This window comes from Janibacter sp. GS2 (genome assembly GCF_051200835.1).
In the GTDB taxonomy this organism is placed as follows: domain Bacteria; phylum Actinomycetota; class Actinomycetes; order Actinomycetales; family Dermatophilaceae; genus Janibacter.
The window spans coordinates 1,632,122-1,656,800 of sequence record NZ_CP195161.1 but is presented as its reverse complement, the minus strand read 5'-3'; the positions used below and the strand labels follow the sequence as shown (position 1 = coordinate 1,656,800).

At 72.1% G+C, this 24,679-nt stretch carries 24 protein-coding genes; 3 read left to right on the top strand and 21 right to left on the bottom strand.

Going from position 1 to position 24,679, the window contains the following annotated elements; all coding sequences use genetic code 11:
• Window positions 1-4: 4 nt before the first annotated feature.
• The 10 genes from ACR9E9_RS08080 to ACR9E9_RS08035 form a co-directional block, all read right to left on the bottom strand.
• Window positions 5-343, bottom strand: a complete 339-nt coding sequence (locus tag ACR9E9_RS08080; RefSeq protein ID WP_435203446.1) for a P-II family nitrogen regulator — start codon at window positions 341-343, stop codon at window positions 5-7.
• The gene (locus ACR9E9_RS08075) at window positions 340-1,683 is read right to left on the bottom strand and encodes an ammonium transporter (protein ID WP_435203444.1); all 1,344 of its coding nucleotides are present in this window, start codon (window positions 1,681-1,683) and stop codon (window positions 340-342) included. Before ACR9E9_RS08075 ends, ACR9E9_RS08080 begins: the two co-directional genes overlap by 4 nt.
• 296 nt (window positions 1,684-1,979) lie before the next feature.
• Window positions 1,980-3,395: a signal recognition particle-docking protein FtsY gene (gene ftsY, locus ACR9E9_RS08070; RefSeq protein WP_435203611.1), complete on the bottom strand. Its 1,416-nt coding sequence runs from the start codon at window positions 3,393-3,395 to the stop codon at window positions 1,980-1,982.
• 49 nt (window positions 3,396-3,444) lie between these two features.
• Window positions 3,445-3,900 carry a DUF309 domain-containing protein gene (locus tag ACR9E9_RS08065; protein ID WP_435203442.1) on the bottom strand — a complete coding sequence of 152 codons (456 nt, stop codon included), beginning with the start codon at window positions 3,898-3,900 and terminating at the stop codon, window positions 3,445-3,447.
• 8 nt (window positions 3,901-3,908) lie between these two features.
• Window positions 3,909-5,888, bottom strand: a complete 1,980-nt coding sequence (locus tag ACR9E9_RS08060; protein ID WP_435203440.1) for a M13 family metallopeptidase — start codon at window positions 5,886-5,888, stop codon at window positions 3,909-3,911.
• Window positions 5,885-6,109: a hypothetical protein gene (locus ACR9E9_RS08055; RefSeq protein WP_435203438.1), complete on the bottom strand. Its 225-nt coding sequence runs from the start codon at window positions 6,107-6,109 to the stop codon at window positions 5,885-5,887. The genes ACR9E9_RS08060 and ACR9E9_RS08055 overlap by 4 nt, the downstream gene beginning before the upstream one ends.
• 79 nt (window positions 6,110-6,188) lie before the next feature.
• Complete coding sequence (gene smc, locus ACR9E9_RS08050) at window positions 6,189-9,785, bottom strand: chromosome segregation protein SMC (protein WP_435203436.1); 3,597 nt, start codon at window positions 9,783-9,785, stop codon at window positions 6,189-6,191.
• Between the two features lie 167 nt (window positions 9,786-9,952).
• A complete protein-coding gene (map, locus tag ACR9E9_RS08045) occupies window positions 9,953-10,714 on the bottom strand; it encodes a type I methionyl aminopeptidase (protein ID WP_435203434.1) in 762 nt (253 codons plus the stop codon).
• 19 nt (window positions 10,715-10,733) lie between these two features.
• Window positions 10,734-11,036 (bottom strand): chorismate mutase, encoded by a 303-nt coding sequence (locus ACR9E9_RS08040; protein WP_435203432.1) that lies wholly within the window; start codon window positions 11,034-11,036, stop codon window positions 10,734-10,736.
• Window positions 11,037-11,120: 84 nt separating this feature from the next.
• Entirely contained in the window at window positions 11,121-11,411 is a 291-nt protein-coding gene (locus ACR9E9_RS08035) for an acylphosphatase (RefSeq protein WP_435203430.1), read from the bottom strand.
• A gap of 70 nt (window positions 11,412-11,481) precedes the next feature.
• Here ACR9E9_RS08035 and ACR9E9_RS08030 point away from each other — a divergent pair, with 70 nt between their 5' ends.
• On the top strand, window positions 11,482-13,395 hold the full coding sequence (locus ACR9E9_RS08030) for an acyltransferase family protein (protein ID WP_435203428.1): 1,914 nt from the start codon (window positions 11,482-11,484) through the stop codon (window positions 13,393-13,395).
• Here the strand turns inward: ACR9E9_RS08030 and mutM are convergent, their stop codons facing one another.
• The 9 genes from mutM to ACR9E9_RS07985 form a co-directional block, all read right to left on the bottom strand.
• Entirely contained in the window at window positions 13,396-14,262 is an 867-nt protein-coding gene (gene mutM, locus ACR9E9_RS08025; protein WP_435203426.1) for a bifunctional DNA-formamidopyrimidine glycosylase/DNA-(apurinic or apyrimidinic site) lyase, read from the bottom strand. It lies immediately after the preceding gene.
• Between the two features lies 1 nt (window position 14,263).
• Entirely contained in the window at window positions 14,264-15,010 is a 747-nt protein-coding gene (gene rnc, locus ACR9E9_RS08020; RefSeq protein ID WP_435203424.1) for a ribonuclease III, read from the bottom strand.
• 14 nt (window positions 15,011-15,024) lie between these two features.
• Window positions 15,025-15,219 (bottom strand): 50S ribosomal protein L32, encoded by a 195-nt coding sequence (gene rpmF / locus ACR9E9_RS08015; protein ID WP_435203422.1) that lies wholly within the window; start codon window positions 15,217-15,219, stop codon window positions 15,025-15,027.
• Between the two features lies 1 nt (window position 15,220).
• Window positions 15,221-15,817 (bottom strand): YceD family protein, encoded by a 597-nt coding sequence (locus ACR9E9_RS08010; protein ID WP_435203420.1) that lies wholly within the window; start codon window positions 15,815-15,817, stop codon window positions 15,221-15,223.
• A 103-nt stretch (window positions 15,818-15,920) separates the two neighbouring features.
• Window positions 15,921-16,415 carry a pantetheine-phosphate adenylyltransferase gene (coaD, locus tag ACR9E9_RS08005; protein WP_435203418.1) on the bottom strand — a complete coding sequence of 165 codons (495 nt, stop codon included), beginning with the start codon at window positions 16,413-16,415 and terminating at the stop codon, window positions 15,921-15,923.
• Window positions 16,412-16,966, bottom strand: a complete 555-nt coding sequence (locus ACR9E9_RS08000; protein WP_435203416.1) for a hemerythrin domain-containing protein — start codon at window positions 16,964-16,966, stop codon at window positions 16,412-16,414. Before ACR9E9_RS08000 ends, coaD begins: the two co-directional genes overlap by 4 nt.
• A 27-nt stretch (window positions 16,967-16,993) precedes the next feature.
• Window positions 16,994-17,569, bottom strand: a complete 576-nt coding sequence (gene rsmD, locus ACR9E9_RS07995) for a 16S rRNA (guanine(966)-N(2))-methyltransferase RsmD (protein ID WP_435203414.1) — start codon at window positions 17,567-17,569, stop codon at window positions 16,994-16,996.
• Window positions 17,570-17,624: 55 nt separating this feature from the next.
• Window positions 17,625-19,853: an ATP-dependent DNA helicase RecG gene (locus ACR9E9_RS07990; RefSeq protein WP_435203412.1), complete on the bottom strand. Its 2,229-nt coding sequence runs from the start codon at window positions 19,851-19,853 to the stop codon at window positions 17,625-17,627.
• Window positions 19,853-21,532, bottom strand: coding sequence for a DAK2 domain-containing protein (locus ACR9E9_RS07985; protein ID WP_435203410.1), 1,680 nt, complete (start codon window positions 21,530-21,532; stop codon window positions 19,853-19,855). The genes ACR9E9_RS07990 and ACR9E9_RS07985 overlap by 1 nt, the downstream gene beginning before the upstream one ends.
• Window positions 21,533-21,719: 187 nt before the next feature.
• Here ACR9E9_RS07985 and rpmB point away from each other — a divergent pair, with 187 nt between their 5' ends.
• A complete protein-coding gene (gene rpmB / locus ACR9E9_RS07980; protein WP_435203408.1) occupies window positions 21,720-21,914 on the top strand; it encodes a 50S ribosomal protein L28 in 195 nt (64 codons plus the stop codon).
• Between the two features lie 60 nt (window positions 21,915-21,974).
• Here rpmB and thiL read toward each other — a convergent pair whose 3' ends face one another.
• On the bottom strand, window positions 21,975-22,988 hold the full coding sequence (gene thiL / locus ACR9E9_RS07975; protein ID WP_435203405.1) for a thiamine-phosphate kinase: 1,014 nt from the start codon (window positions 22,986-22,988) through the stop codon (window positions 21,975-21,977).
• A gap of 57 nt (window positions 22,989-23,045) precedes the next feature.
• Between thiL and ACR9E9_RS07970 the strand changes: the two genes are divergently transcribed.
• Window positions 23,046-23,513: a DUF3515 family protein gene (locus ACR9E9_RS07970; RefSeq protein WP_435203403.1), complete on the top strand. Its 468-nt coding sequence runs from the start codon at window positions 23,046-23,048 to the stop codon at window positions 23,511-23,513.
• A gap of 19 nt (window positions 23,514-23,532) precedes the next feature.
• On the opposite strand, the gene ACR9E9_RS07965 is transcribed toward ACR9E9_RS07970, so the two are convergent.
• On the bottom strand, window positions 23,533-24,660 hold the full coding sequence (locus ACR9E9_RS07965; protein ID WP_435203401.1) for a D-alanine--D-alanine ligase family protein: 1,128 nt from the start codon (window positions 24,658-24,660) through the stop codon (window positions 23,533-23,535).
• Window positions 24,661-24,679 lie beyond the last annotated feature (19 nt).

Below are 24,679 nucleotides of genomic sequence, written 5' to 3'. Positions count from 1 at the left end.
AGGCTCAGATGGCCTCGGCTCCCTTCTCGCCGGTGCGCACTCGCACCACGCCCTCGATCGGCGTGACCCAGACCTTGCCGTCACCGATGCGTCCCGTCCTGGCGGCGGAGACGATGACATCGACGACCGACGCGGCGTCGGCGTCCTCGACGAGCACCTCCAGGCGGATCTTCGGGACGAAGTCGACGGTGTACTCCGCACCCCGGTAGACCTCGCTGTGGCCGCGCTGGCGGCCGAAGCCGCTGGCCTCGCTGACGGTCATCCCGGTGATGCCGAAGGACTCGAGGGCCTCCTTGACGTCGTCGATCCGGTGCGGCTTGATGATGGCGGTGCAGAGCTTCATGCGGGGACCTCCGAGTGGTCGGTGGCCGTGCTGGCCGTGGCGGGAAGGGGGTGGGTCGAGCCGGGCAGGGTCGAGGCCCGGCTCGCGCCGACCCCACCGACGTCGTACCCCGACTCGGCGTGGACGGCGGCGTCGATGCCGAGCGCCTCGTCGTCCGGACTGATCCTCCACCCCATCGTGTACTTCAGCCCGAGGGCGATGACGGTGGTGATCACCGCGGAGATGGCCACCGCGAGGAGGGCGATGATCACCTGGACCGCCAGCTGGGAGAAGCCGCCGCCGTAGAACAGACCCGTCTCAGTGGCCAGGAAGCCGACCCCGACGGTGCCCCAGAGACCCGCGACGAGGTGGACACCGACGACGTCGAGACTGTCGTCGTAGCCCAGCGCGTACTTCAGCCCGACGGCGTAGGCGCACAGGACGCCGGCGACACCGCCGAGGGCGATCGAGCCGACCGGGGAGAGCGCACCGGCCGCCGGGGTGATCGCGACCAACCCGGCGACGATGCCCGAGGCGGCGCCGAGCGAGGTGGCATGACCATCACGCAGTCGCTCGACCACCAGCCAGCCGAGGATCGCCGCAGCGGCTGCCGTGGTCGTGTTGAGCCAGGCGAGACCGGCCACACCGTCCGCGCCGTAGGCCGAGCCGGCGTTGAAGCCGAACCAGCCGAACCACAGCAACCCCGCCCCGAGCATGACGAGCGGGAGGTTGTGCGGACGCAGCGCGACCGTGCCGAAGCCCGCTCGCTTGCCGATGACGAGTGAGAGGACCAGGGCGGCCACACCAGCATTGATGTGCACGACCGTGCCCCCCGCGAAGTCGATGGGCTCGGCGATCGAGGCGAAGGGCCCGTCACCGCTGAGCAGCCCGCCACCCCAGACCATGTGGGCCATCGGGAAGTAGGCGAGGGTGACCCAGAACGCGGTGAAGACCAGCCAGGTGCCGAAGCGGGCGCGGTCGGCGATGGCCCCGCTGATGAGGGCGACGGTGATGATCGCGAAGGTCACCTGGAAGCCCACGTCGACGACGACCGGGAGACCGCCGTCGAGGACGTACTGCCCGGCCCCGTCGGTGATCGTGTCGGCGAGGCCGAAGTGGGTGAAGGGGTTGCCGACGATGCCACCGATCGAGTCCGTGCTGTAGGACATCGACCAACCCCAGAGGACGTAGACGACCCCGACGACGGCCATCGCGCCGTAGGACATCATCATCATGTTGAGGACGGATTTCGTGCGGACCATCCCGCCGTAGAAGAGCGCAAGGCCGGGGGTCATCAGCAGCACGAGCGAAGCGCTGACGAGCATCCAGGCGGTGAGGCCGGTGTCGAGTGCATTTTCCATGACGCTCACCTTCCGCTGCCACCGTTTCGGTCAGGGGCGTGGCGTGTTACCGCCGTGTTTCACCTCTCGCCCCGGCGTTAATCCTGGGTGACGAGCGCGCCCGGGGGGCGACGCCGCAGCAGGGAGAGCCATGACCACGCCACCCATCCCGCCCGGACGGCAGGGCCAGGGTCCCTACGGCCCACCGCCCGGCTACGGCCCACCGCCCGGTTACGGCGCTCCCGGTCGGCCTCCGCAGAAGGTCGGCGTCCCCGTGTGGGCATGGTTTCGCCAGGTCCGCCGACCAGGGGTGGAGGTCAGCCGACGATCGCGTCGACGAAGGCCTCCGGGACGAAGGGCGCCAGGTCGTCCGGTCCCTCGCCGAGGCCGACGAGCTTGACCGGGACACCGAGGGTGCGCTGCACGGCAACGACGATGCCGCCCTTCGCCGTCCCGTCGAGCTTGGTGAGCACGACCCCGGTGATGTTGACCGCCTCGGCGAAGACCTTGGCCTGTGCCAGACCGTTCTGACCGGTCGTCGCGTCGAGGACGAGGAGGATCTCGTCGATCGGGCTCTGCTTCTCGATGACCCGCTTGACCTTGGCCAGCTCGTCCATGAGCCCGACCTTGTTGTGCAGGCGTCCCGCGGTGTCGACGATCACCACGTCGGACTCCATCTCGGCTCCGGCCTTGACGGCGTCGAAGGCGACGGCCGCCGGGTCCGCGCCCTCGCGGTCGCTGCGCACGGTCGGCACGCCCACGCGGGCCCCCCACGTCTCGAGCTGGTCGGCGGCCGCAGCACGGAAGGTGTCCGCGGCGCCGAGGACGACGTCCCGGTCGTTGGCGACGAGGACCCGGGCGAGCTTGCCGACGGTGGTCGTCTTGCCGGTGCCGTTGACGCCCACGACGAGCATGCATGCGGGGCGACCGTCAACGCGTGAAGCGGCCAGGCCGCGCTCCATGCTCGGGTCGACGAGCGCGAGGAGGTCGGCATAGAGCCAGTCCTTGGCGACGTCCGGATCGGTGGTGGCGTCGACGGAGACGTGCTCCCGAAGGGAGTCGACGAGCTCGGTGGTCGGTTCCAGGCCGAGGTCGGCGGCCAGCAGGGTGTCCTCGACCTCCTCCCAGTCCTCCTCGGAGAGGGTGCCCTGGGAGAGCAACGCGAGCAGACCCTTGCCGATGGCGCCGTTGGAGCGGGCGAGCCGCGAGCGCAGGTTGCGCATCCGGTCCCGGGTCGGGGCCGGGGTGTCCAGCTCCGGCTCCGGCTCCGGGGTCGGCTCCGGCTCCGGGGTCGGCTTCGGCTCCGGCTCGGGGACGGTCTCCGTCTCGGGCGCGGACGTCGCGGTGCGAGCGCGCTCGGGCGCATCGGACTCCACGGGGGTGAACTGCTCGTCCGGCGCGGGGGCCCCGGTCGTCGGGTCCGGCCCCGCCGCGGCCGGCTCCCCCGGTGCCGTCGCCGGCTCCTCGGTCTCGGTGGTCGCGGCCGGCGGCTCGTCGCCCTTCCCGTCCTCGGGTGGCGTCTGCGGCTGGGCGTGCTCGCTCGGCCGGTCGAGGACGATCGCCCCGCTGCGGTGGTCGGCGGATCCCTTCGGCCGCTCCGGCGGGCGGTGCTCGGGCGGCAACTCCTTGGTCTTGCCGCCACCCCCGCGCAACAGCCCCAGGCCGAGCCCTCCGAGGAGGACCAGGAGCCCGACGCCCACGACGATGTACTCGGTCAGCGTGTCGATACCCATCACGCAGCCCATCTTCGCAGGGGGCGGGCCCGTACCCGAACCGAGTCGGTCAGCCCCGCAACCGTGGGACGGGCACGTCCCCCTCGGGGGTGTCGACCAGGTCGTGCGCCCAAACCAAGAGCCCGGCGGCGTCGATGCCGTGGGGTGGGTCCTCCGCGTACCCGGAGACGGCCTGCGCACCTCGTGCGGTCACCGAACACGCCCCCCGCGGGTTGCCCCGGCGTTGGTGGGTCAGGCCGACGGCCAGCTGCGCCAACCCCTGCCAGAGCGCGATCTCCTCCGGTGCGGCGGCCTTCCACTGCTCCTCGAGGACCTCGTGCGCGTGGAAGGGCATCTCGCGGTCCAGGAAGTCCTGTGCCTCGTCGAGGGCCTCGCCCGCCGTCCGGTCGCGGGCCTCGACCCGCTCGACGCCGGCGCTGCCGTGCGGCAGCGGACGGCCCAGCCCGTCACGCGGACGGGCGTTCTCCGCCCGTCCTTGCGGGTTGCGGTCGCGGGGTGTGGTCACGGCCGGGGTCAGAAGAGGGAGACCCGCTCGGGCAACTCCAGCCACATCCCGTCACCGGGACCGGTGGAGAAGGCCTCGTGGAAGGCGTCGATGTTGCGCACGGCGTTGCCGCGCACGTCCTGCGGCGAGTGCGGGTCGATCGACAGCAGCCGCACCGCCTCCTCGGTCCGCGCGTCACCACACCACACCCGGGCCCAGTTCTGGAAGAAGCGCTGGTCGCCGGTGAGGCCCCCGTCACCGACCTGCTCTGCGGCCTCCCCGGCGGCGATGCGGTAGGCCGCGTGCCCGATGGCCAGACCGCCGATGTCGCCGATGTTCTCACCCACGGTCAGGGCGCCGTTGACGGTGTGGCCCGGCGCGTGCCGGGTCTGGTACTCGCCGAACTGGTCGATGAGCGCGTCGCGCCGCTCCTCGAAGGCCATCCGGTCGGCCTCGGTCCACCAGTCCCGCAGGTTCCCCTGGCCGTCGAAGGTCGATCCGGCGTCGTCGAAGCCGTGACCGATCTCGTGACCGATGACCGCACCGATGCCGCCGTAGTTGTCCGCGTCATCGCCCTCGACGTCGAAGAACGGCGGCTGGAGGATCGCGGCCGGGAAGACGATCTCGTTGAGGCCGGGGTTGTAGTAGGCGTTGACCGTCTGCGGCGTGAGGAACCACTCGTCGCGATCGACGGGCCCGCCGAGCTTGCCGAGGGCGCGATCCACCTCGAAGGCGGCGACGCGGCGGACATTGCCCACGAGGTCACCCTCGATGATCTCCAGCGCGGAGTAGTCGCGCCATCTCACCGGGTGGGCGATCTTCGGGGTGAAGGCCTCGAGCTTGGCCAGGGCCTCCTGCTGCGTCTGCGCGCTCATCCAGGCCGACTCGGCGAAGGACCGGCGGAAGGCCTCGACGAGGTTGTCGACGAGCTCGACCATCCGCTCACGTGCCGCCGGCGGGAAGTGACGCTCCACGTACAGCTCCCCGACCGCCTCGCCGAGCGAGGAGTCGACGAGCGCGACGCCGCGCTTCCAGCGGGCGCGCTGCTCGGGGATGCCGGAGAGGGTCCGACCGACGAAGTCGAACTCCTCGGCGACGATGCGGCTGTCGAGGTGGGCCGCCAGGGCCTGGATGATGCGCACGCGCAGCCAGTCGCGCCACGTGGCCAGATCGACCGAGGAGAGCAGCGAGGAGAGTCCGCGCAGGAAGTCGGGCTGGCGCACGACGACCTCGGCGAAGGGAGCATCCGCTCCGAGCCCTCGGGCCCAGGCGGCCCAGTCGACCGAGGGAGCGAGCTCCTCCAGCTCGGTGGAGCCCAGCAGGCTGTAGGTGCGCACCGGGTCGCGGTTGGCCACGCGGTCCCAGTGCTCCGCCGCCAACCGGGTCTCGAGGTCGACGACGCGGTCGGCCGTCTCGGCGGCGGCGCGCTCGCCGAGCCCGATGGCCAGACCGAGCAGCCGTGACAGGTGTCCGCGGTAGGCCGACAGGGTCTCCTCGTGCTGCGACTCGCGGTAGTACGACTCGTCGGGCAGCCCGAGGCCACCCTGCTCGAGGTAGACGACGTAGCGGGAGGAGTCCTTGTCGTCGGTGTTGACGAAGGGCAGCACGAAGCCGCTCACGCCATCGCGCGCCAACCGCCCGGTCGCGGCGGCGAGGTCGGGGACGGAGGTGATCTCGTCGACGGTGTCGAGCAGGTCCCGCAGCGGCTCGGCGCCGAGCTCGTCGGCCCGGTCCTCGTCGAGGAAGGACCGGTAGAGGGCACCCACCTTGCCGGCCACCGACTCGACGCCGCCCGACCCGTCGGCGCTGACCTCCTCGATGAGGGTGCGCACATCCTCCTCGGAGCGCTCCCGCAGCACGTCGAAGACGCCGTACCGGCCGCGGTCCGCCGGGATCTCGACACGCTCGAGCCAGTGGTTGTTCACGTGACCGAAGAGGTCGTCCTGCGGCCGGACCTGCGGGTCGACCGGCCCACGGAAGGTGTCGCTGCGATCGTGCGGGGTGCTCATGAGGCCTTTCGCTTGGTCGTGCTCGAGCGCTTGCCGGAGACGCCGGAGCCGGACGTGCGACTGGTCGCGTGGTCCGTCGTCGCACGGACCTTGACGACCACCCGCTCACCACGTGCCGTGAGGATCTCGCGCCCCTCCCGTCGTGCGGGGATCGCGACGAGGGCCATCACTGCGATGGAGAGGACGAGGCAGATCAGCAGCCCCACGATCATGGCGGTCATGGGCCCATGGTCCTCTCCGCGACGACACCGCTCAACTCGACCCGCCGCACGAGGGCGCACGCACCCCGGATCGTCGGTCTCAGACGGGCTGCGCTGCATCCTCGGGCGCGACATCCCGCAGGCGCTGGCTGACGAGCGTGGTGATGCCGTCGCCGCGCATGGAGACGCCGTAGAGCGCGTCGGCGACCTCCATCGTCTTCTTCTGGTGGGTGATGACGATGAGCTGGCTGGAGTCGCGCAGCTCCTCGAAGAGCATGATCAGGCGGCCGAGGTTGGTGTCGTCGAGGGCCGCCTCGACCTCGTCCATGATGTAGAAGGGCGAGGGTCGGGCCTTGAAGATCGCGACGAGCATCGCCACGGCCACGAGCGATCGCTCCCCACCGGAGAGCAGCGACAGCCGCTTGACCTTCTTGCCCGGCGGGCGCGCCTCCACCTCGATGCCGGTCGTGAGCATGTTCGAGGGGTCGGTGAGCACGAGCTTGCCCTCACCACCGGGGAAGAGTCGGGAGAAGACCCCCTCGAACTGCTCCGCGGTGTCGGCGAAGGCCTCGGCGAAGACCTCCTCCACCCGCTCGTCGATCTCGGCGACGATGTCGAGCAGGTCCTTCTTCGAGCGACGCAGGTCCTCGAGCTGGGTGGTGAGGAAGGTGTGCCGCTCCTCGAGTGCCGCGAACTCCTCCAGCGCCAGCGGGTTGACCTTGCCGAGCGACTTCAGGCCGCGCTCGGCGGTGCGCAGCCGCTTCTCCTGGACCGCCCGGTCGTAGGGCTGCGGCTCCGGGACGTCCTCGGACTGCGGGTCCTCATCCGGGCCGACGACGTGCGGGACGAGCTGGTGGGGCCCGAACTCGTCCATGAGGACCTCGGGGTCGACCCCGAGCTCCTCGATCGCCTTGGTCTGCAGCTGCTCGATCTTCGCGACCTGCTGGGCCCGGGCGACCTCGTCGCGGTGGACCTCGTCGGTGAGCTGGCGCAGGACGTCCTGCTGCTCGGTCAGCTCGGTGCGCAACCCGCGCAGGATCTCGTCGCGCTCGGTGCGCGCGGCCTCCCCCGCGTCCCGCTCATGACCCGCGGCCTCGGCCGCAGCGGCCACGCGCTCGGCCGACCACCGGGCCGCGGTCTCGACCGCGGCGGCGACCTCGGCCTCGCGCAGACGCCGCTCCCGGCGCGCCCGCAGGCGCTCCCGGGCGGCGATCTCGTTGCGGGCGGCGCCCTCGAGCGACTCGGCGCGGCCGTGCAGGGAGCGAGCCCGCTCCTCCTTCGTGCGCAGGGCGAGCCGCGCCTCGGTCTCGGCGGTGCGTGCGGAGCTGGCCGCGAGCTCGAGGCGGTCACGGTCGTCGCTGCCCTCTTCCTCGCCCTCCTCCTCGACGGGCTCGGCCGACGCCTCCGCCAGGCGCTGCTCGAGCTCGCCCAGCTCGGCACGATCGGACGCGAGGGTGGCGTTGGCGTCGGTGATGCTCGCGCGGGTGCGCTCGGCCTCGGCCTTCGCGCTGCGGGCGGTGGTCCCGAGGCTGCCGAGCTGTTCGGCCACGGCGGCCATCCGGGCGTCCGACTCGTGGAGCGCCTCCATGGCCGCGTCCCGGGCCTCGGAGCGCTCGGCGAGGGTGGCGCGGGCCGTGGTCAGGGCGAAGGTCGACTCCTCGCTGCGACGGGTCGCATCCGCCAGGCCCGCACGCGTCTCCTCGACCGCGGACTGCAGCTCCAGCAGGCTCGGCGCCGCACTCGAGCCGCCACGCACGAAACCCGGCCCGTACACATCACCGTCGGCCGTGACGACGGTGAGCTCACCGAGCTCGGCGAGCAGCGAGAGGGCTGCGGTCGTGTCCGCGACGATGGCCACGCGCTCGAGGACCTGGTCGACGGCCGGCTTGACCTCGGACGGGGACTCGACGACGTCGAGGGCCCACTCGGCGTGCGAAGGGAGGGACGGCCAGTCGTCCCGGCCGCCGGGCCGGGCGGTCGCGCCGACGACGAGGGTCGCGCGACCGGAGTCGTCGGTGCGCAGCCGGTCGACGGCGCGGGCGGCGGCGGCGACGCTCCCCACGGCCAGGGCATTGCCGGCCTGGTCCAGGGCCGCGGCGATCGCGGCCTCGTGCCCGCCGGAGACGGCGACGAGCTCGGCCACGGCTCCGAGGATCTCGTGCTCGTCGGCGGCCGCCTCGCGCAGCGCCTCGGCCCCGTCCTTGCGTCGCAGGCTCAGCTCGAGCGCCTCGAGACGGGCCTGGGCGGACTGTCGGTCACGCTCTGCCGTCCGCCCGGCCTCGACGATCCGCTCGACCTCGGCCTCGAGCTCCTCGTGCGCCAGGTCGGCCTTCTCGTACTGCTCGTCGAGGCCCTCCTCGCTCCCTTCCTCGTCAGCGATCGTGCTCTCGAGGCGGGTGAACTCGCGCTCGGCCTCCTCCGCCCGGGCCAGCGCCGTGGCGACGCTCGCCTCGAGGCGACCCACCTCGGCCTCGCCGGCCTCGATGCGTGAGCGGCGCGCACCGACCTGACCGGCGAGTCGGGCCAAGCCCTCCCGGCGGTCGGCGGCGCGCTGGGTGAGGGCGGCGATGCGCTGCTGCTCGCGGGTGAACGCCTGCTCCGCCGCCTCGCGGGCGGCCACGGTCCGGGCGAGCTGCTCGGTGACCTCGGCGATCTCGGCCCGCAGAGCGTCCTCGTCCGCGCGTGCCCGGGCCGCCTGCTGACGCAGTGCCTCGGGGTCGCGGCCACTCGTCGTCTCGACCTCCTCGTCCTGTCCCAGGAGGCGCACCCGCTCGGCCGCGAGCGATGCGGTGGCGGTGAGCCTGTCGGTGAGCGAGGCCAGGCGCACGGCGCGGTCACGCGCAGCAGCGAGCTCCGCCGTGGCGGCGGCGCCGTCCTGCTCGTGCTCGGCGACCCGGTTGCGCACGGCGAGCACCGACTCCTCGAGGCTCTTGCGGCGGGCGAGGACCGCCTCCTCGTCGGCCACCTCCTGCTGGAGCGCCGAGGTCAGCTGCACGAGGTCGTGCGCGAGCAGACGGTGTCGGGCGTCGCGGGCGTCGGCCTGGATGACGGCGGCCCGGCGTGCGGTCTCGGCCTGTCTGCCGAGCGGGCCGAGCTGTCGTCGGATCTCGGTCGTCAGGTCGGCGACCCGGGAGAGGTTGGCCTCCATGCCGTCGAGCTTGCGCAGCGCCTTTTCCTTGCGCTTGCGGTGCTTGAGGACACCAGCGGCCTCCTCGATGAAGCCGCGACGCTCCTCGGCCGTCGCGCGGAGCACGGCGTCGAGCTGGCCCTGCCCGACGATGACGTGCATCTCCCGCCCGATGCCACTGTCGGAGAGGAGCTCCTGGATGTCCAGGAGACGGCAGGAGGTGCCGTTGATGGCGTACTCGGACCCGCCGTTGCGGAACATCGTGCGACTGATCGTCACCTCGGAGTAGTCGATCGGCAGCGCACCGTCGCTGTTGTCGATCGTCATCGTCACCTCGGCGCGCCCGAGGGCGGCACGACCGGTGGTGCCGGCGAAGATCACGTCCTCCATCTTGCCGCCGCGCAGGGACTTCGCGCCCTGCTCACCCATCACCCAGGCGAGTGCGTCGACGACATTGGACTTGCCGGAGCCGTTGGGTCCGACGATGCAGGTGATCCCCGGCTCGAGGCGCAGATGGGTCGACGAGGCGAACGACTTGAAGCCCTTGAGGGTGAGGCTCTTGACGTACACGAGCGGGACGCTCCTCGGGCCGACGGATGGACGATCACGGCCACCCTACTTCGCTGCCCCGAGCGGCACCCGCGGCGCGGCGCCTTCCTCACCCCCGAGCGGCGACCTGTCGTCGTTGTGCGCACCTGGCCCACGAAATTTCGTGGGTCCGGGTGCGCACAACGACGTCAGGCGGTGAGGACGATCGGGTCGCCGTCGGTGATCGCGATGGTGTGCTCGCTGTGCGCGCCGCGGGAACCGTCGGCGCTGCGCAGGGTCCACCCGTCCGGATCCGTGTAGATCTCGTGGGTGGTCGCGAGGAACCACGGCTCGATGGCGATGACCAGCCCCGGACGAAGGGGGATCCCGCGGCCGGGTCGGCCGTCGTTGGACACGTGCGGGTCGCCGTGCATCTCGCGGCCGACGCCGTGGCCGCCGAACTGCGTGTTGATCGTGTACCCCTCGGCACGGGCGATGGCGGCGATGGCGGCGCTGATGTCACCCATCTTGTGACCGGGGCGGGCGACCTCGATCGCGGCGGCCAACGCACGTTCGGTGGTGTCGATGAGGCGCAGGTCCTCCGCGGCCGGGGTCCCGACGATGAAGGAGCGGGCGGCGTCCGCCACCCAGCCGTCGACGGAGACGGCGAAGTCGACGGAGAGCAGGTCGCCGTCCCTGAGTCGGTAGTCGTGAGGGAGCCCGTGGAGCACGGCGTCGTTGACCGAGGTGCACAGGACCTTGCCGAAGGGGCTCGCCCCGAAGGAGGGGTGGTAGTCGATGTAGCAGGAGCTCCCGCCGGCCGCACGGATCATCCGGTGGGCCAGGGCATCGAGCTCCAGCAGGTTGACGCCGACGTCCGCCGTCTCCACCAGCGCCTCGAGGACGGCGTGGACGAGGTGGCCCGCGGGGCGCATCGCCTCGATCTCGTCGGGGGTCTTCAGCTCGATCATGCGATCACTCTCGCACCCGTCAGGAGGCCGGGTCGGACCGGCCCGCGATCTGCTCGTGGTGGTGGATGACCTCGGCGATGACGAAGTTGAGGAACTTCTCCGCGAAGACCGGGTCGAGACCGGCCTCGTCGGCCAGTCCGCGCAGGCGCGCGATCTGGCGCTCCTCACGGGCGGGGTCGGCCGGGGGCAGGTCGATCTGCGCCTTGAGGACACCAACGCCCTGGGTCGCCTTGAACCGTTCGGCGAGCAGGTGGATCAGCGCTGCGTCGATGTTGTCGATCGACTGACGCAGCCGCTGCAGCTCGGGGGGTGTCTCGCTCACCCGGACAGGCTAGGCGGGTCTCCCCCTTCGGCACAGCACAGGTCCACCCCGTGAACCGTGCGCCGCACGACGAAGGGGGCCGGCTCACTTCTCGACGAAGCCGACGGTCCCCTCCCGAGGGGAGCCGTCCTGACGGACGACGCTGGTGACGCGACCGGGGCGCGAGGTGGTCGAGACCGCCTCCTCGAGCAGCACGCCGAGGCGCTCGAGGTCGGCCGGCGCTCCCTGGGCGACGACCTCGACCCGACCGTCGTCCATGTTGCGGGCATGACCCACGAGACCGAGCTCGAGCGCCCGAGCCCGGGTCCACCATCGGAAGCCGACCCGCTGCACGTGTCCTCGGACGAACCAGGTGGCGCGGGTGACGGTGCTCATGCACCGAAAGTACCGCCCTTCCCGGTGCGCCTCCCCCACCCGGGCCCGCCCTGTGCCTAGCGTCGCCCTCGTGGTCCAGCCTCCCGCCACCCTCGACGACGCCGGAACTCCGGCGTCGCACGCCGCGTCCCCGAGCACCCCCGACGCCCGCCCACACCCAGCACGGGGCCACCTCGCCGGGCTCGACGGCCTCCGGGCGCTGGCCATCGCCGCCGTCATGGTCTTCCACCTCGACCCCGACTGGCTGCCCGGAGGCTTCCTCGGGGTGGACATCTTCTTCGTCATCTCCGGCTTCCTCATCACGACGCTGCTCGTGCGCGAGCGCCGGGACACCGGCAGGATCGACCTCGTCGGCTTCTGGACCCGCCGGGCGAGACGCCTCCTCCCGGCACTCCTCGTCGTCGTGCCGGCCGCGATCCTCATCGCCCGCACCGTCGAGGCGGACCTGCTCGTGGGCATCCGGCGCCAGGCGCTCGGGGCCCTGACCTTCTCGACGAACTGGCTCGAGATCGCGGGGGGCAGCAACTACTTCGCCGCCACCTCGCCCCAACTCTTCATGAACTTCTGGAGCCTGGCGGTCGAGGAGCAATTCTACCTCTTCTGGCCACTGGTGATGCTCGCGCTCCTCGCGCTCCACCGCCGCCTGGCCCTGACCGAAGGGGCGCTCGCGACGCTCGTGCTCGGCGTCGGGGTGGCCTCGGCCCTGCTCATGGCCGCCACCTACGACCCGACCAACGCCACCCGGGCCTACTACGGCACGGACACCCACCTGTTCGGGCTGATGCTCGGGGCCGCCCTGGCGATCGTGTGGACCGGCCCGATGCGCGGCTACACGACGACGCCGCTGTGGCACAGGCGGCGCACCTGGCTCATCCTCGGCGCCGTCCTCGTCATCGCCGCCCTCCTGCTGTTCGCCGGTGAGGAGAGCGCCTGGACCTTCCGCCTCGGCATCCCGCTGATCAGTGTGGCGACGGGGGTGCTCGTCCTCGCGTCCGTCGACCGCCCGGGGCCGCTGCGCAGCACCCTCGACCTCGCCCCGCTCGCCTGGATCGGTCGCCGCTCCTACGGCATCTACCTGTGGCACTGGCCGGTCATCCTCATCGTCAGCCAGGACATCCCCACCGATGCCGGCACCTCCCCCTTCGTCTGGACCCGCGTGTGGGCGGTCCTCGTCACGCTGGCGCTGGCTGACCTGTCCTTCCGCTTCGTCGAGACCCCGGTGCGCCGGCTCGGCTTCCGCGAGACCGGTCGACGCGTCGCGCGCACGCTGCGGATGCGCTCCGCCCGCAACCGCAAGATCGTCGCCGGGACGGTCCTCGCCCTCGCCTCGGCCCTCGTCCTCGTGATGCTCACCGCGCCGGAGACGACCCGCACGCAGCGCACGATCGAGAACAACCAGGCCCGCGCCGCCTCACCCCGGGCCACCGCCCCCGCCTCGACCGCAGCCGGCACGAAGAGCTTCACGATGCCCAAGGGAGAGGAGATCGACATCTTCGGCGACTCCATGGTCGTCGGCGCGGTGCCCGCTCTCGAGTACTACTTCCCGGGCGTGCAGATCGATGCGCGGTCCAACCGTCAGTGGCGGGCCGGTCTCGACGCGGTGGAGTCCGCGGGACCCTCCCTCCGCCGGGCGGTCGTGCTCGCCTTCGGCACCAACGCGGGCACCGACCCCGAGACGGTCGAGGACATCCTCGAGGAGATCGGGGACGAGCGAATGGTCGTCATCGTCACCCTCCACGCCGACCGGCTCTCGCGGATCGACGAGGACAACGCGGCGCTGAAGCGGATCGCCGAGGAGCACCCCAACGTCGCCCTCGCCGACTGGGACTCGGCCGTCTCCGTCGAGGACCTGCAGTCCGACGGGATCCACCCCTCGCTGGGCGGCGCCCACACCTACGCGGCGACGATCCGGCAGGCCTTCGCCGACCTCTCCGAGAAGCACACCGGCACCGCGGTGAGCCTGAAGGACCTGCCCCGTCCGTGATCAGACCCCTCGGGGGCGGACCTGGCACTGCGGGCAGCTGGTCGAGCTGCGGTTCATGAACTGCTCCCGACGCATCGGCGTGCCGCAGCGTGGGCACGGCCGCCCCTCCTGCCCGTAGGCGGAGAGGGACCGGTCGAAGTACCCCGAGGCACCGTTGACGTTGACGTACAGCTCGTCGAAGCTCGTCCCACCCTGCTCGAGGGCCTGTGCCATGACCTCCTTCGCGTGGTCCAGGAGGCGGCCGACCGCCGGCCCGGTCAGGCTGCTGGCGAGCCGCTCGCCGTGGACACCGGAACGCCAGAGGGCCTCGTCGGCATAGATGTTGCCGATGCCGGAGACCACGGTCTGGTTGAGCAGGACCCGCTTGATCCCACTGCGGCGACGCCTGACGTCGGCGATGACCGCGGCCCGGTCGTAGTCCGGGTCGAAGGGGTCCAGCGCGATGTGCGCGAGGCTGCTCGGCACTCCCCCCACGAGCTCGGCGAGGGCGAAGCCGCCGAAGGTCCGCTGGTCGACGAAGCGCAGCTCGTCCGTGGCGTCGGTGAAGGTCAGTCGCGCGTGGGTGTGCTTCGGCTCCGGTGCGGTGCGCTCGGAGACGAGCATCTGGCCGCTCATGCCGAGGTGGACGATCAGTGCCTCGTCGGGCTCGATGAGTCGGTCCTCACCCAAGGAGAGCCAGAGGTACTTGCCGCGACGGTGCGCGCCGGTGAGCGTGCGACCGGCCAGCCGGTCGGCGAGGTCCTCGGGGCCCGGCTCGTGGCGGCGGGCCACCCGGTGGCCCCGGACCTCGGCCGTGGCGACGACACGGCCGGTGACGTGGGCGGCGAGGCCGCGGCGGACGACCTCGACCTCGGGCAGCTCGGGCACCTCAGTCCGCGGGGGCCGGCTCGTGGGCCGTCAGCGCCGCGTAGGCACGAGCGGCGGCCTGCTGCTCCGCATCCTTCTTCGTCCGGCCCACCCCGGTCCCGACCACCTCGTCGTCGACGAGCGCCTCGGCCGTGAAGGTCTTGTCGTGGTCCGGTCCCTCGTCGCTCGTGCGGTAGGACGGGGCGCCACGCCCCTGACCGGCCGAGACCTCCTGGAAGGAGGTCTTCCAGTCCAGTCCCGCCCCGAGCTGCGCCGAGGAGACCATCACCGTGTCGAGCAGCGAGTGCACGAGCTTGGCCGCGGCGTGGAGTCCGTCCGGCTTCGGGGTGGAGAGGTAGACCGCCCCGATCACCGCCTCGACGGTGTCCGCGAGGATCGAGTTCTTGTCCCGCCCACCGGTGCTGATCTCACCGCGACCGAGGTGGATGAAGGACCCGAGGTCGATGGCGCGGGCCACCTCGGCCAGGGCACGCATGTTGACCACGGCGGCACGCAGCTTCGCCAGCTCGCCCTCGGAGACCTCCGTGTGGGTCTCGTGGAGGTGGTCGGTGACCACGAGCCCGAGCACCGAGTCCCCGAGGAACTCGAGGCGCTCGTTGTGCGGGAGGGCGCCGTTCTCGTAGGAGTACGAGCGGTGCGTCAGGGCACGCGTGAGCAGCGGCTCGTCGACGGGCTCTCCGGTGACCTCGGTGAGGTACCGGGAGAGCTCCTCGACGGGCCGCTGCTGCGGTGAGGTCCTGTCGCCCATGTGCGACAGGAGGATCAGGCCTGGTGCTCGGTGCGGTCCGCAGTCGCGTAGTAGCGACCCTTGTAGGTACCGCAGCTCGGGCAGGCCTGGTGGGGCGGCGCCGGCGACTTGCACTGGGGGCAGGTCGACAGGGCAGTCGGCGTCGCCTTCCAGTTCGCGCGGCGGCTACGGGTGTTCGAGCGCGACATCTTCCGCTTCGGGACGGCCACGTCAGTTCCTCTTCTCTCGGTTGTCCTCGGTCCCCGTGTCGGAGGCGAGAGGCGCAAGCGCCTCGAGTGCCGCCCACCGGGGGTCGATCTGCTCGTGGTGGTGCTCCGGGTCGTCCTCGAGCCGCGCTCCGCACTGGGAGCACAGGCCCGGGCAGTCATCCCGGCACACCGGCTGGAACGGCAGGCTCGGCAGCACTGCGTCCCGGAGTACTGGCTCGAGGTCGATCTTCTCGTCCTCGATCCGGTGCTCCTCGTCCTCCTCGGCCTCTGCATCCACCTCGCGGTGGTGCTTCGCCCGATCGGGCCAGACGTACAACTCCTGGAAGGAGGCCTCGACGGGGTAGTCGATCTCATCCAGGCACCGCACGCAGGCCCCGTGCGCCGTGGCCGAGACCGTCCCGGTCACCAGCACGCCCTCGTGCACGGACTCCATCCGCACCTGCAGGTCCATGGTCTGGTCCTGCGGTACGGACAGCACGTCCGTGCCGAAGTCGGCGGGTGCGCCGGGCTGGAGATCCACCTCGTGCATCGCCCCGGGTCGCCGGCCGACGTCCTTGGTGTCGAGCACCAACGGCAGGGCGGGGGTGTTGCGGTCCATGGCTCCAGTCTCCGGCAGAACGGTCCACGACACGACGACGTAGACCGACGCACCAGACTACCGGGGCGACCCCCTTCGCCCCAAACTCGCGACGGGTGCGGCCTCAGGGCCGCGGGAGGCGCTCCACGAGGGCGTCGCGGACGTCGTCGCTCACGAGGCCGTCGATGTCACCACCGAAGCGGGCGACCTCCTTCACCAGGGAGGAGGAGATGTGCTCGTAGCGGGTGTCCCCCGGCATGAAGAGCGTCTCGACACCGGTGAGGTGCCGGTTCATCAGCGCCATGGGCCACTCGTAGGAGAAGTCCGTCTCGCCGCGCAGGCCCTTGAGGAGGACCTGAGCCTCCACCTGCGAGCACACGTCGACGATGAGCCGGTTGGCGAAGGGCTCGACGCGCACATTGCCCAGGTCGTCGACCTGGTCGCGGATGAACCCGACCCGCTCCTCGACGGTGAAGGTCCCCTGCTTGGCCGGGTTGTGCAGGATCGCGACGACGACCTCGTCGAAGAGGGTGGAGGCACGACGAAAGACATCGATGTGCCCGACCGTCACCGGGTCGTAGGAGCCGGGGCAGACGGCCCGACGCGTGGGGGCGCTCATTCCGGCTGGTCGTCGTTCGGGAGCAGCTCGTCGGTGTAGGCCTGTCGCACGATCTGCTCGACGCTCTCCCGCGCACCGCAGTCGTCCCCGAGCAGCGCATTGCGCTTCTGCGACCAGGCCTCGCCCAGGCGCTGGCGCAGCTCCTCGGGGGCGTCCTCGCGCGCCGGATTGAGGATGGACAGCTCCTCCTCGCCGATGTGGTGGTTGAGCACCTCGGCAACGGCCTCGAGAGCATCCTCGAACTTCTGGGTGTCGGTCCCCTTCGCCTGCAGGAGGTGCAGGAGCGCCTCGTTGGTGGCGGCGTGCTCCTTCTCCCCGTGCTCCTCCTCCTCGCCGTCGATGACCTTCTTCGACTTCAGGCGCGGGTAGACGATCTCCTCCTCCGCCTCGCTGTGCGCGACGAGCAGCCCGGAGAAGGCGGCACGGGCCGCGTCCCGGTCGGCCTCCTGGTCACGCATGGCGCGCATGAGGTCCTCGAGGAGGCGGTGGTCTGCGGTGATGAGGTCGACGATGTCGCCGGCCGCTGGACGGGGGATGGTGTAGTCGTTCACGCCCTCGACCCTAGTGCGTCCGGGGGCTCAGATCTGGTAGTCGGGGGCGACCCGCGCAGCGAACCACAGGACGGTCTCCCCATAGGTCTTCGAGCCCTCGGCCACGATCCCGTCCGGCCAGGACGGCTCGGGAGAACGGGAGGAGCGCTCGACGACGATGACCGGCTCCTGGGCGAGCCACTGGTGCGCCAGGAGCATCTCGAGCACGGCGCCGAGGGAGTCCTCGGTGACGTCGTAGGGCGGGTCGGCCAGGACGACGTCGTAGCGCAGCGACGCGGGACGGTCCAGGGCCTGCTCGACCGTGCCGGACTGCAGCCGTGCGCCGGCCACCCCGAGGTCGGAGATGTTGGCGCGGATCGTCGCCGAGGCGCTGCGGTCGGACTCGACGAGCAGGACGCTCGCGGCACCGCGGCTGGCCGCCTCGAGGCCGAGGGCGCCGGAGCCGGCGTAGAGGTCCATGACGTGGGCCCCGTCGATGACGTCCCGCGCCTCGAGGGAGGAGAAGAGCGCCTCGCGGACCCGGTCCGTCGTGGGCCGGGTGCCGTCGCCGCTCGGCGTGCGCAGTCGCCGGCCGCCGGCCTCGCCGCTGATGATCCGAGTCACGAGGACCATGATGCGCCATCGACCGCTGCGCCGACCAACCGGGAGGAAGGGGGCCTCACCCCTTCTCGAGGTACGCGGCCTGCTCGGCATCGAGCCAGTCGGCGATCCGCTCCTGCAGCGCGGGGTGGTCGGCGAGGCGCGGGTCCTCGTCGAGCAGCAGCGCGGCGTCCTCGCGCGCCTGCTCGATGAGCGCCTCGTCGCGCAGCACGGAGAGGTGCTGCAGCTGGTTGCGGGCACCGTGCTGGGCCGACCCGAGGACATCGCCCTCGCGACGCTGCGTCAGGTCGAGCCGCGCCAGCTCGAAGCCGTCGCTCGTGGCGGCCACGGCCTCCAGCCGCTCGATCGCCGACTCGCTCTCGCTGCCCGTCATGAGCAGGCAGACGCCAGGGTCCCCGCCACGGCCGACCCGACCGCGCAGCTGGTGCAGCTGCGAGACGCCGAAGCGGTCGGCGTCGAGGATGACCATCGTCGAGGCCGTGGGCACGTCGACGCCGACCTCGATCACCGTCGTGGAGACGAGGACGTCGATCGCACCGGCGGTGTAGCGCGCCATGACGGCGTCCTTCTCCTCCGGCGGCATCCGTCCGTGGAGCATCTCGAGGGTGAGGCCCTCCACGGCGGGGTGCGAGCGCAGCGTCTCGAGGACCTCGACGACCGCGGCGAGGGGTCGCTCCTCGGCGCCCGCGTCCTCGACCCGCTCCCCGTCGTCGTGCTCGTCGTCGACGACCGTGTCCTCGGCGACGAGGTCCAGGCCCTCCAGGTCAGTGCGGTCGTCGGCCCCGTCACCACCGATGCGTGGGCAGACGACGTAGGCCTGCCGCCCCGCGGCGACCTCCTCGGCCACCCGTTGCCAGGTGCGGTCCACCCAGCCCGGCCGGCCGGTGGGCACGAGGTGGGTGGTGATCGGGGCACGGCCCCGCGGGAGCTCTCGCAGCGTCGAGGTCTCCATGTCGCCGAAGACGGTCATCGCCACGGTCCGCGGGATCGGGGTGGCGGTCATCACGAGCAGGTGGGGCGGCGTCGCGCCCTTCGCGCGCAGGGCATCTCGCTGCTCGACCCCGAAGCGGTGCTGCTCGTCGACGACGACGAGGGCGAGGTCGGCGAAGGTCACCCGGTCCTCGAGGAGGGCGTGGGTGCCGATGACGATGCCCGCCTGGCCGGAGGCGATCTCGAGCATCGCCTCCTTGCGTCGGGCGGTGGACAACGATCCGGTGAGCAGCGCGACGCGCGTGGCGTGCTCGTCGCCCCCGAGCATCCCCCCTTCGGCCAGGTCACCGAGCATCGTGGTGACGGAGGCCGCGTGCTGGGCCGCGAGCACCTCCGTCGGAGCGAGGAGGACGGCCTGGCCCCCGGCGTCGACGGCGGCGAGCATCGCCCGCACCGCGACGAGGGTCTTGCCGGAGCCTACCTCGCCCTGCAGGAGGCGGTGCATGGGGGTGGGCCGGGCCATCTCGCCGAGGATCTCGGCGCTGACCTGCTGCTGGCCTGCGGTCAGCTCGAAGGGGAGCCGCTCGTCGAAGGTGCTGAGCAGGCCCCCGTCCCGGGGACGTCGGCCCTCGGTGGCGATGCTCGACGCGGCGATGCGGCGCTGCCCGAGGAGGCACTGGAGGACCAGCGCCTCCTCGTAGCGCAGCCGCCGGCGACCCGCGTCGACGTCGGCGTGGGTCGTGGGGGCGTGCACGGCCCGAAGGGCGCCAGCACGATCGAGCAGGCCGCGGCGCTCGCGCACCGTCTCGGGGATGGTGTCGACGACCTCGTCGAGCTGCCCGAGGACGAGGCGGACGCAGCGCGTGATCGTCCACGGGTGGACGCCCGGCACGTGCCGGTAGATCGGGATGAGCCCGCGGTGGTCGGTGTCACCGAGCTCGCCGAGCGCGGCGGCCTCCTCGAGCGTGGCGTAGCCGGGGTGGGCGAGCTGGCGCACGCCCCGGTACTCGGTGACCGACCCGGCGAAGAGGAACTCCTGCCCCGCGACGAGCTTGTGCTCATGACCGCGGGCGTCGAAGAAGGTCACCTTCATCCGCGAGCGCCCGTCGGTGATGGTCGCCTCGAGCATCCGTCCACGGCGCGACTTCATCGACCGGGTGGAGGCCGACTCGACGCGGGCGACGGCGACGAGGAAGTCGCCGATGCGCGGGTGGCCGAGGTCGGCGTCGGCGTCGCGGTAGCGGCGGGGCCAGAAGTCGAGCAGCTGGCCGACGGTCTCGATGCCGCGGTGCTTCGCGAGCTTGCTCGCCGCCTGCCCGCCGAGCAGGCCCTTGAGCCGGGTGTCCTCGCGGGCCACTACTCGGCCCCGAACAGCAAGGGGTAGTGCGGCTGGCCCCCGTCGATCGTCTCGACCTCGACGTGCTGGGAGGTGAGGCGCTGCCTCAGCTGCTCGACGAGCCCGTCGGGCACACCCTCCCCGAGGACCATGGTCACCAGCTCGGCACCCCCACCCGTGATCGCGTCGAGCACGCGGGCCCCGACCTCGGTCAGGTCGGAGCCGACGATGGTGATGTCGCCGCGCACGACGCCGAGGACGTCACCGACCTCGCAGGCGCCGCCACTGGTCAGCCCGGACTTCACCGCGACCGTCACGGCGCCGTGCTGGGTGGCGGCGGCGGCGTGGGTCATCGCCAGCACGTTGTCGTTGACCGGCAGGCCCGGGTCGAAGACCGCGAGCGCCGCCAGACCCTGCACCGCGGTCGTCGAGCCGATGACGTGGACCACCTGCCCCTCCTGCCCGGCGGCACGGGCGGCCGCGTCCGCGGCGAGGCGGGTGTCGCGGTCATTGGGCAGGAGGATGACCTCGGCCGTGCCGGCGGACCGCACGGCGGCCAGCAGCTCACCCGTCGAGGCGCGGTGCCCGGGGCCCGAGTCGACACTCGTCGCCCCTGCCTCCTCGAGGACCGCGGCGATGCCGGGCCCCGCGGCACAGGCGACGATGCCGGTACCCCGCCGCGGTGTGGGACCCATCGCCTCGAGGAGCGCGACGGCGACCCGCTGAGGAGCCGCGTGGGCCAGGCCCGCCTCGAGGACCCCACCGATGTCGTCGGTGTGCACGTGCACGTGGGTGACGTCCTCGGCGCTGGAGACGACGACGCTGTCCCCGAGGGCATCGAGCTCACCGCGCAGGTCCTTCACCCGCTCCTCGGTGACGTCGTGCAGGAGGTACATCACCTCGTAGGCGGGCCCCTCGTGGGTGGGCCCCTCGTCGGTGGGGTCCGTCGCGCGCTCGGTGGGCCCGGGTCGCTCCTGCGACCAGTCCGCACGACGCTCGAGGGAGGTGTTGAGGATGAAGTCGTCGACCGCGAAGTGGCTGGAGGGCCCCTCCTCGTGCACGACCTGGTCGAGCGCCTCGACGAAGAGGAGGTAGCCGGCACCACCGGCGTCGACGACCCCTGCATCGGCGAGCACCTGGAGCTGGTCGGGGGTGCGGGCGAGGGCCGCGCGGGCGGTGGTGACGGCCGCCCGGGTCAGGTCACCGAGGCTCCCACCGCCCTCCACGACCCGCTGGGCCTCGGCGGACGTGGCCTCGGCGACGCTGAGGATCGTGCCCTCCTGGGGTCGCACGACGCTCTCGCGGGCGCGGCGGGCCCCCCGGACGAAGGCGCGGGCCACGGCTGACGCGTCGACCTGGGTCAGCGCGTCGCCGGAGATGACCTCGCTGACGCCACGCACGAGCTGGCTGAGGATGACCCCCGAGTTGCCGCGGGCCGACATGAGCGTCGCCCGGGACATCGCCGCGACCTCGACGTCGAGCGGCAGGTTGCCGAAGGTGCCGTGTCGCTCCTGCTCGGTCCGCGTGACGTCGAGCGCCTGGTCGAGGGTGAGGTACATGTTGGTGCCGGTGTCGCCGTCGGGCACGGGATAGACGTTGAGCGCGTCGATCTCCGCGCGGCGGGCCGCGAGCGCGGCTCGGGTCACGACGACCCACCGCCGCACTGACTGCGCATCCATGACCTCGAGCACGTCGGTCACGTTAGCCGAGGAGACCGACGGGTGGGCCATCATGGTCGCGCCGGTGGGGCATCGTGACCCTCGTGGGCCGTTTTGGTCCCCGGGCCGGTGCTCCGCTAGTCTGTACCGGTTGCCCGGCAGACATTCCCCCTTCGGGGTGGACGGCCGGAGCGCACTACTCACGTACTGACGAACACAGGAGAAACCCGTGGCTGCCAACTGCGACGTCTGCGGCAAGGGACCGTCCTTCGGACACTCCATCTCGCACTCGCACCGCCGCACCAAGCGGCGCTGGAACCCGAACATCCAGCGTGTTCGGGCCAAGGTGGGCGCCGCTGGTGTGACCCCGAAGCGTCTCAACGTCTGCACCTCGTGCCTCAAGGCCGGCAAGGTCAAGCGCTGACCCGAGCCTGACGACGAATGCCGCCGCTCCCCCTCGGGGGGCGGCGGCTTCTTCGTGCCCTCACCCGTCGCGGAAGTGGTCCCAGCCGATGACCGTCGGCTCCTCGCCGTCGACGAGCACGCCCTCCCCGCCGGCACACACGCCGATGGTCTGCCAGCCGCGCGGCACCGTCCCGGGCGGGAAGGTCGCCACGAGCGAGTGCTCCTCTCCCCCGGACAGCACCTGCCGCAGCGCGTCCTCGGCACCGAGGGCCAGCGTCAACGGCCCGGCCGCGATCTGCATCAGCGCCCGCCCGTCGAGCTCGGCGCGGACGCTGCTCGCCTGGGCCAGTCGTCCCAGGTCCCGCACCAGCCCGTCGGAGACGTCGATCATCGCGGTGGCTCCGGCGGTGGCCGCCTCGGCGCCCGCCCGCCAGGGCACGCGGCCGGTCCGTCGGTGCACGCGACTCAGCTCGTCGACCGCGCGCGCCAGGTCGTCGGCGTCGACGAGCGGCGCGTCGAGGTGGGTGCGACCACGACCGTCGAGGAGGAGCTGCAGCCCACCGCCGGAGTGCCCCAGGCTGCCCCGGACCGCGATGGCGTCCCCGGCCCGCGCTCCGTCGCGGCGCACCGGGTCACGCCCCTGGAGGTCGCCGACGGCGGTGAGGCCGACGAGTACGGTCCCGGAGCCGGCGGAGGACAGGTCACCGCCGAGGACGGGGACGTTCGCCTCGTGCGCCGCGGCGGCGATGCCCTCGGCGAGGGCGATCACCCAGTCCACCTCGGTGGCCGGGTCCGCGGCGAGCGCGAGGAGCAGACCGGTGGGTATGGCGCCCATCGCCGCGATGTCGGCGACGTTCTGGGCCACCACCTTGCGACCGACCTCCTGCGGGGCCGACCAGTCGTCGCGCCAGTCCCGACCGCGGACCATCGAGTCGGTCGTGAGGACGACCCCTCCCGAGGGTGCGGCGAGGACGGCGGCATCGTCACCGGGACCGAGGAGCACCCGGGCCGGACCGCTCGTGCCGCGAAAGAGCGGGAAGAGCCGGGCGAGCAGCTCTCCCTCGGAGAGGTCCTGCAGGCGGGCCCGGGTCATCGTCGGGTCTCCTCACGTGGGCGAAGGGGGTCAGGACGGCACGGTAGCCTCCCGGCCGTGCCCCCTTCGCCCCGCCGCCTCGCGACCGTGCCTCTCCTGGCGCCTCTCCTCGTGGCCGGCCTGCTGCTCAGCGGCTGCAGCAGCGCCGTGGAGGTCGCGATCCCCCCGGAGGCGGACCACGAGGCCTGCGTCGCGGCGAGCGAGCGGTGGCCGGACGAGGTCAAGGGCCAGAGCGGGGGCGAGACCGACCCCAGCGACCCGGCCGTGGCCACCTGGGGTGAGCCGCCGATCGTCGCACGCTGCGGGATGCCGCCACTGGGGCCGACGGAGGACGAGTGCGTCGTCGTCGACGGCATCGACTGGGTGGCCGAGGACCTCGACGACGGCACGCGGCTGACCACCTTCGGTCGGGACCCGGCGATCGAGGTCATCGTGCCGCAGGAGCACGACCCGGCGCCGCTGATCCTGCCCGCCTTCAGCGACGCGGCCACGCAGCTCCCCCGCACCGACTACGCGTGCAGCTGAGTCGCGCGGGTCGTGACGATCAGCGCAGGCCGACGGGGCGCTCCAGCGCGAGCTGGATCAGCTCGTGGACGAGCTCGGGGTAGCCGACGCCGCTCTCCTGCCACATCCGCGGGTACATCGAGAACGGGGTGAAGCCGGGCATCGTGTTGATCTCGTTGATGACCACCGCTCCCCCGTCGGTGACGAAGCAGTCGACCCGCGCCAGGCCCTCGCAGGCGAGCGCCTCGAAGGAGGCCGCCGCGAGCCGACGGACCTCATCGGCCGCACCCCGCGGCAGGTCCGCGGGGCAGGAGAGGACGACCGAGCCCTCGTCGAGGTACTTCGCCTCGAAGTCGTAGAAGTCGTGCCCGTGCCCGGACTCGACGACGATCTCGCCCGGCAGGGAGGTGCGCGGCCCCTCGAGCCCGCGGCCCTGGAGCACGGCGCACTCGATCTCCCGGCCGACGATGCCGGTCTCGACGATGACCTTCAGGTCGTGCTCGCGGGCGGTCTCGATCGCCGCCTCGAGGTCCTCGGGGCGCTCGACCCTGGACACCCCCATCGACGAGCCGGCCCGGCAGGGCTTGACGAAGACGGGGTAGCTCAGCGCACCGACGGCGTCCATCGCGGCCGCCTTGTCGCGACGCCACTGCGCGTCGGTGATGACGGTGTAGGGGCCGACCGGCAGGCCGGCACCGGAGAAGATGACCTTCATGTAGTGCTTGTCCATCCCCGCGGCAGAGGCGAGCACCCCTGAGCCGACGTACCGGATGTCGCCGAGCTCGAGCATCCCCTGGAGGGTGCCGTCCTCACCGTAGGGCCCGTGGAGGAGCGGGAAGACGACGTCGACCTCGCCCAGCGCCTCGAGGGCCTCACCGGGGCGGTGGACCGTGAGGGAGTTCTCGCCGACCTTGGTCGGGAGGATGACCTGGGTGCCGGTGTCGGTGACCTCGGGCGTCTGGGAGGGCGTGAGCGCCAGGCGGTCCGGGTCGTCCGCGGCGAGGACCCACGCGCCCTCGCGGGTGATACCGACGGGCACGACGTCGTAGGTGTCCCGGTCGATGGCCCGCAGCACGCCGGCTGCGGTGGCGCAGGAGACGGCGTGCTCGGACGAGCGGCCGCCGAAGACGACGGCGACGCGGGGCTTGCGGCTGGGATGGCTGCTCATCGGGGGAAGACTAGCCTCT

What these genes read in the sequence shown, in the direction of transcription:
- ACR9E9_RS08080 (WP_435203446.1), bottom strand. Translation starts at nt 343, where the DNA reads ATGAAGCTCTGCACCGCCATCATCAAGCCGCACCGGATCGACGACGTC.
- ACR9E9_RS08075 (WP_435203444.1), bottom strand. Translation starts at nt 1,683, where the DNA reads ATGGAAAATGCACTCGACACCGGCCTCACCGCCTGGATGCTCGTCAGC.
- ftsY (WP_435203611.1), bottom strand. Translation starts at nt 3,395, where the DNA reads ATGGGTATCGACACGCTGACCGAGTACATCGTCGTGGGCGTCGGGCTC.
- ACR9E9_RS08060 (WP_435203440.1), bottom strand. Translation starts at nt 5,888, where the DNA reads ATGAGCACCCCGCACGATCGCAGCGACACCTTCCGTGGGCCGGTCGAC.
- ACR9E9_RS08055 (WP_435203438.1), bottom strand. Translation starts at nt 6,109, where the DNA reads ATGACCGCCATGATCGTGGGGCTGCTGATCTGCCTCGTCCTCTCCATC.
- map (WP_435203434.1), bottom strand. Translation starts at nt 10,714, where the DNA reads ATGATCGAGCTGAAGACCCCCGACGAGATCGAGGCGATGCGCCCCGCG.
- ACR9E9_RS08035 (WP_435203430.1), bottom strand. Translation starts at nt 11,411, where the DNA reads ATGAGCACCGTCACCCGCGCCACCTGGTTCGTCCGAGGACACGTGCAG.
- rnc (WP_435203424.1), bottom strand. Translation starts at nt 15,010, where the DNA reads ATGGGCGACAGGACCTCACCGCAGCAGCGGCCCGTCGAGGAGCTCTCC.
- ACR9E9_RS08010 (WP_435203420.1), bottom strand. Translation starts at nt 15,817, where the DNA reads ATGGACCGCAACACCCCCGCCCTGCCGTTGGTGCTCGACACCAAGGAC.
- coaD (WP_435203418.1), bottom strand. Translation starts at nt 16,415, where the DNA reads ATGAGCGCCCCCACGCGTCGGGCCGTCTGCCCCGGCTCCTACGACCCG.
- thiL (WP_435203405.1), bottom strand. Translation starts at nt 22,988, where the DNA reads ATGACCCGGGCCCGCCTGCAGGACCTCTCCGAGGGAGAGCTGCTCGCC.
- ACR9E9_RS07965 (WP_435203401.1), bottom strand. Translation starts at nt 24,660, where the DNA reads ATGAGCAGCCATCCCAGCCGCAAGCCCCGCGTCGCCGTCGTCTTCGGC.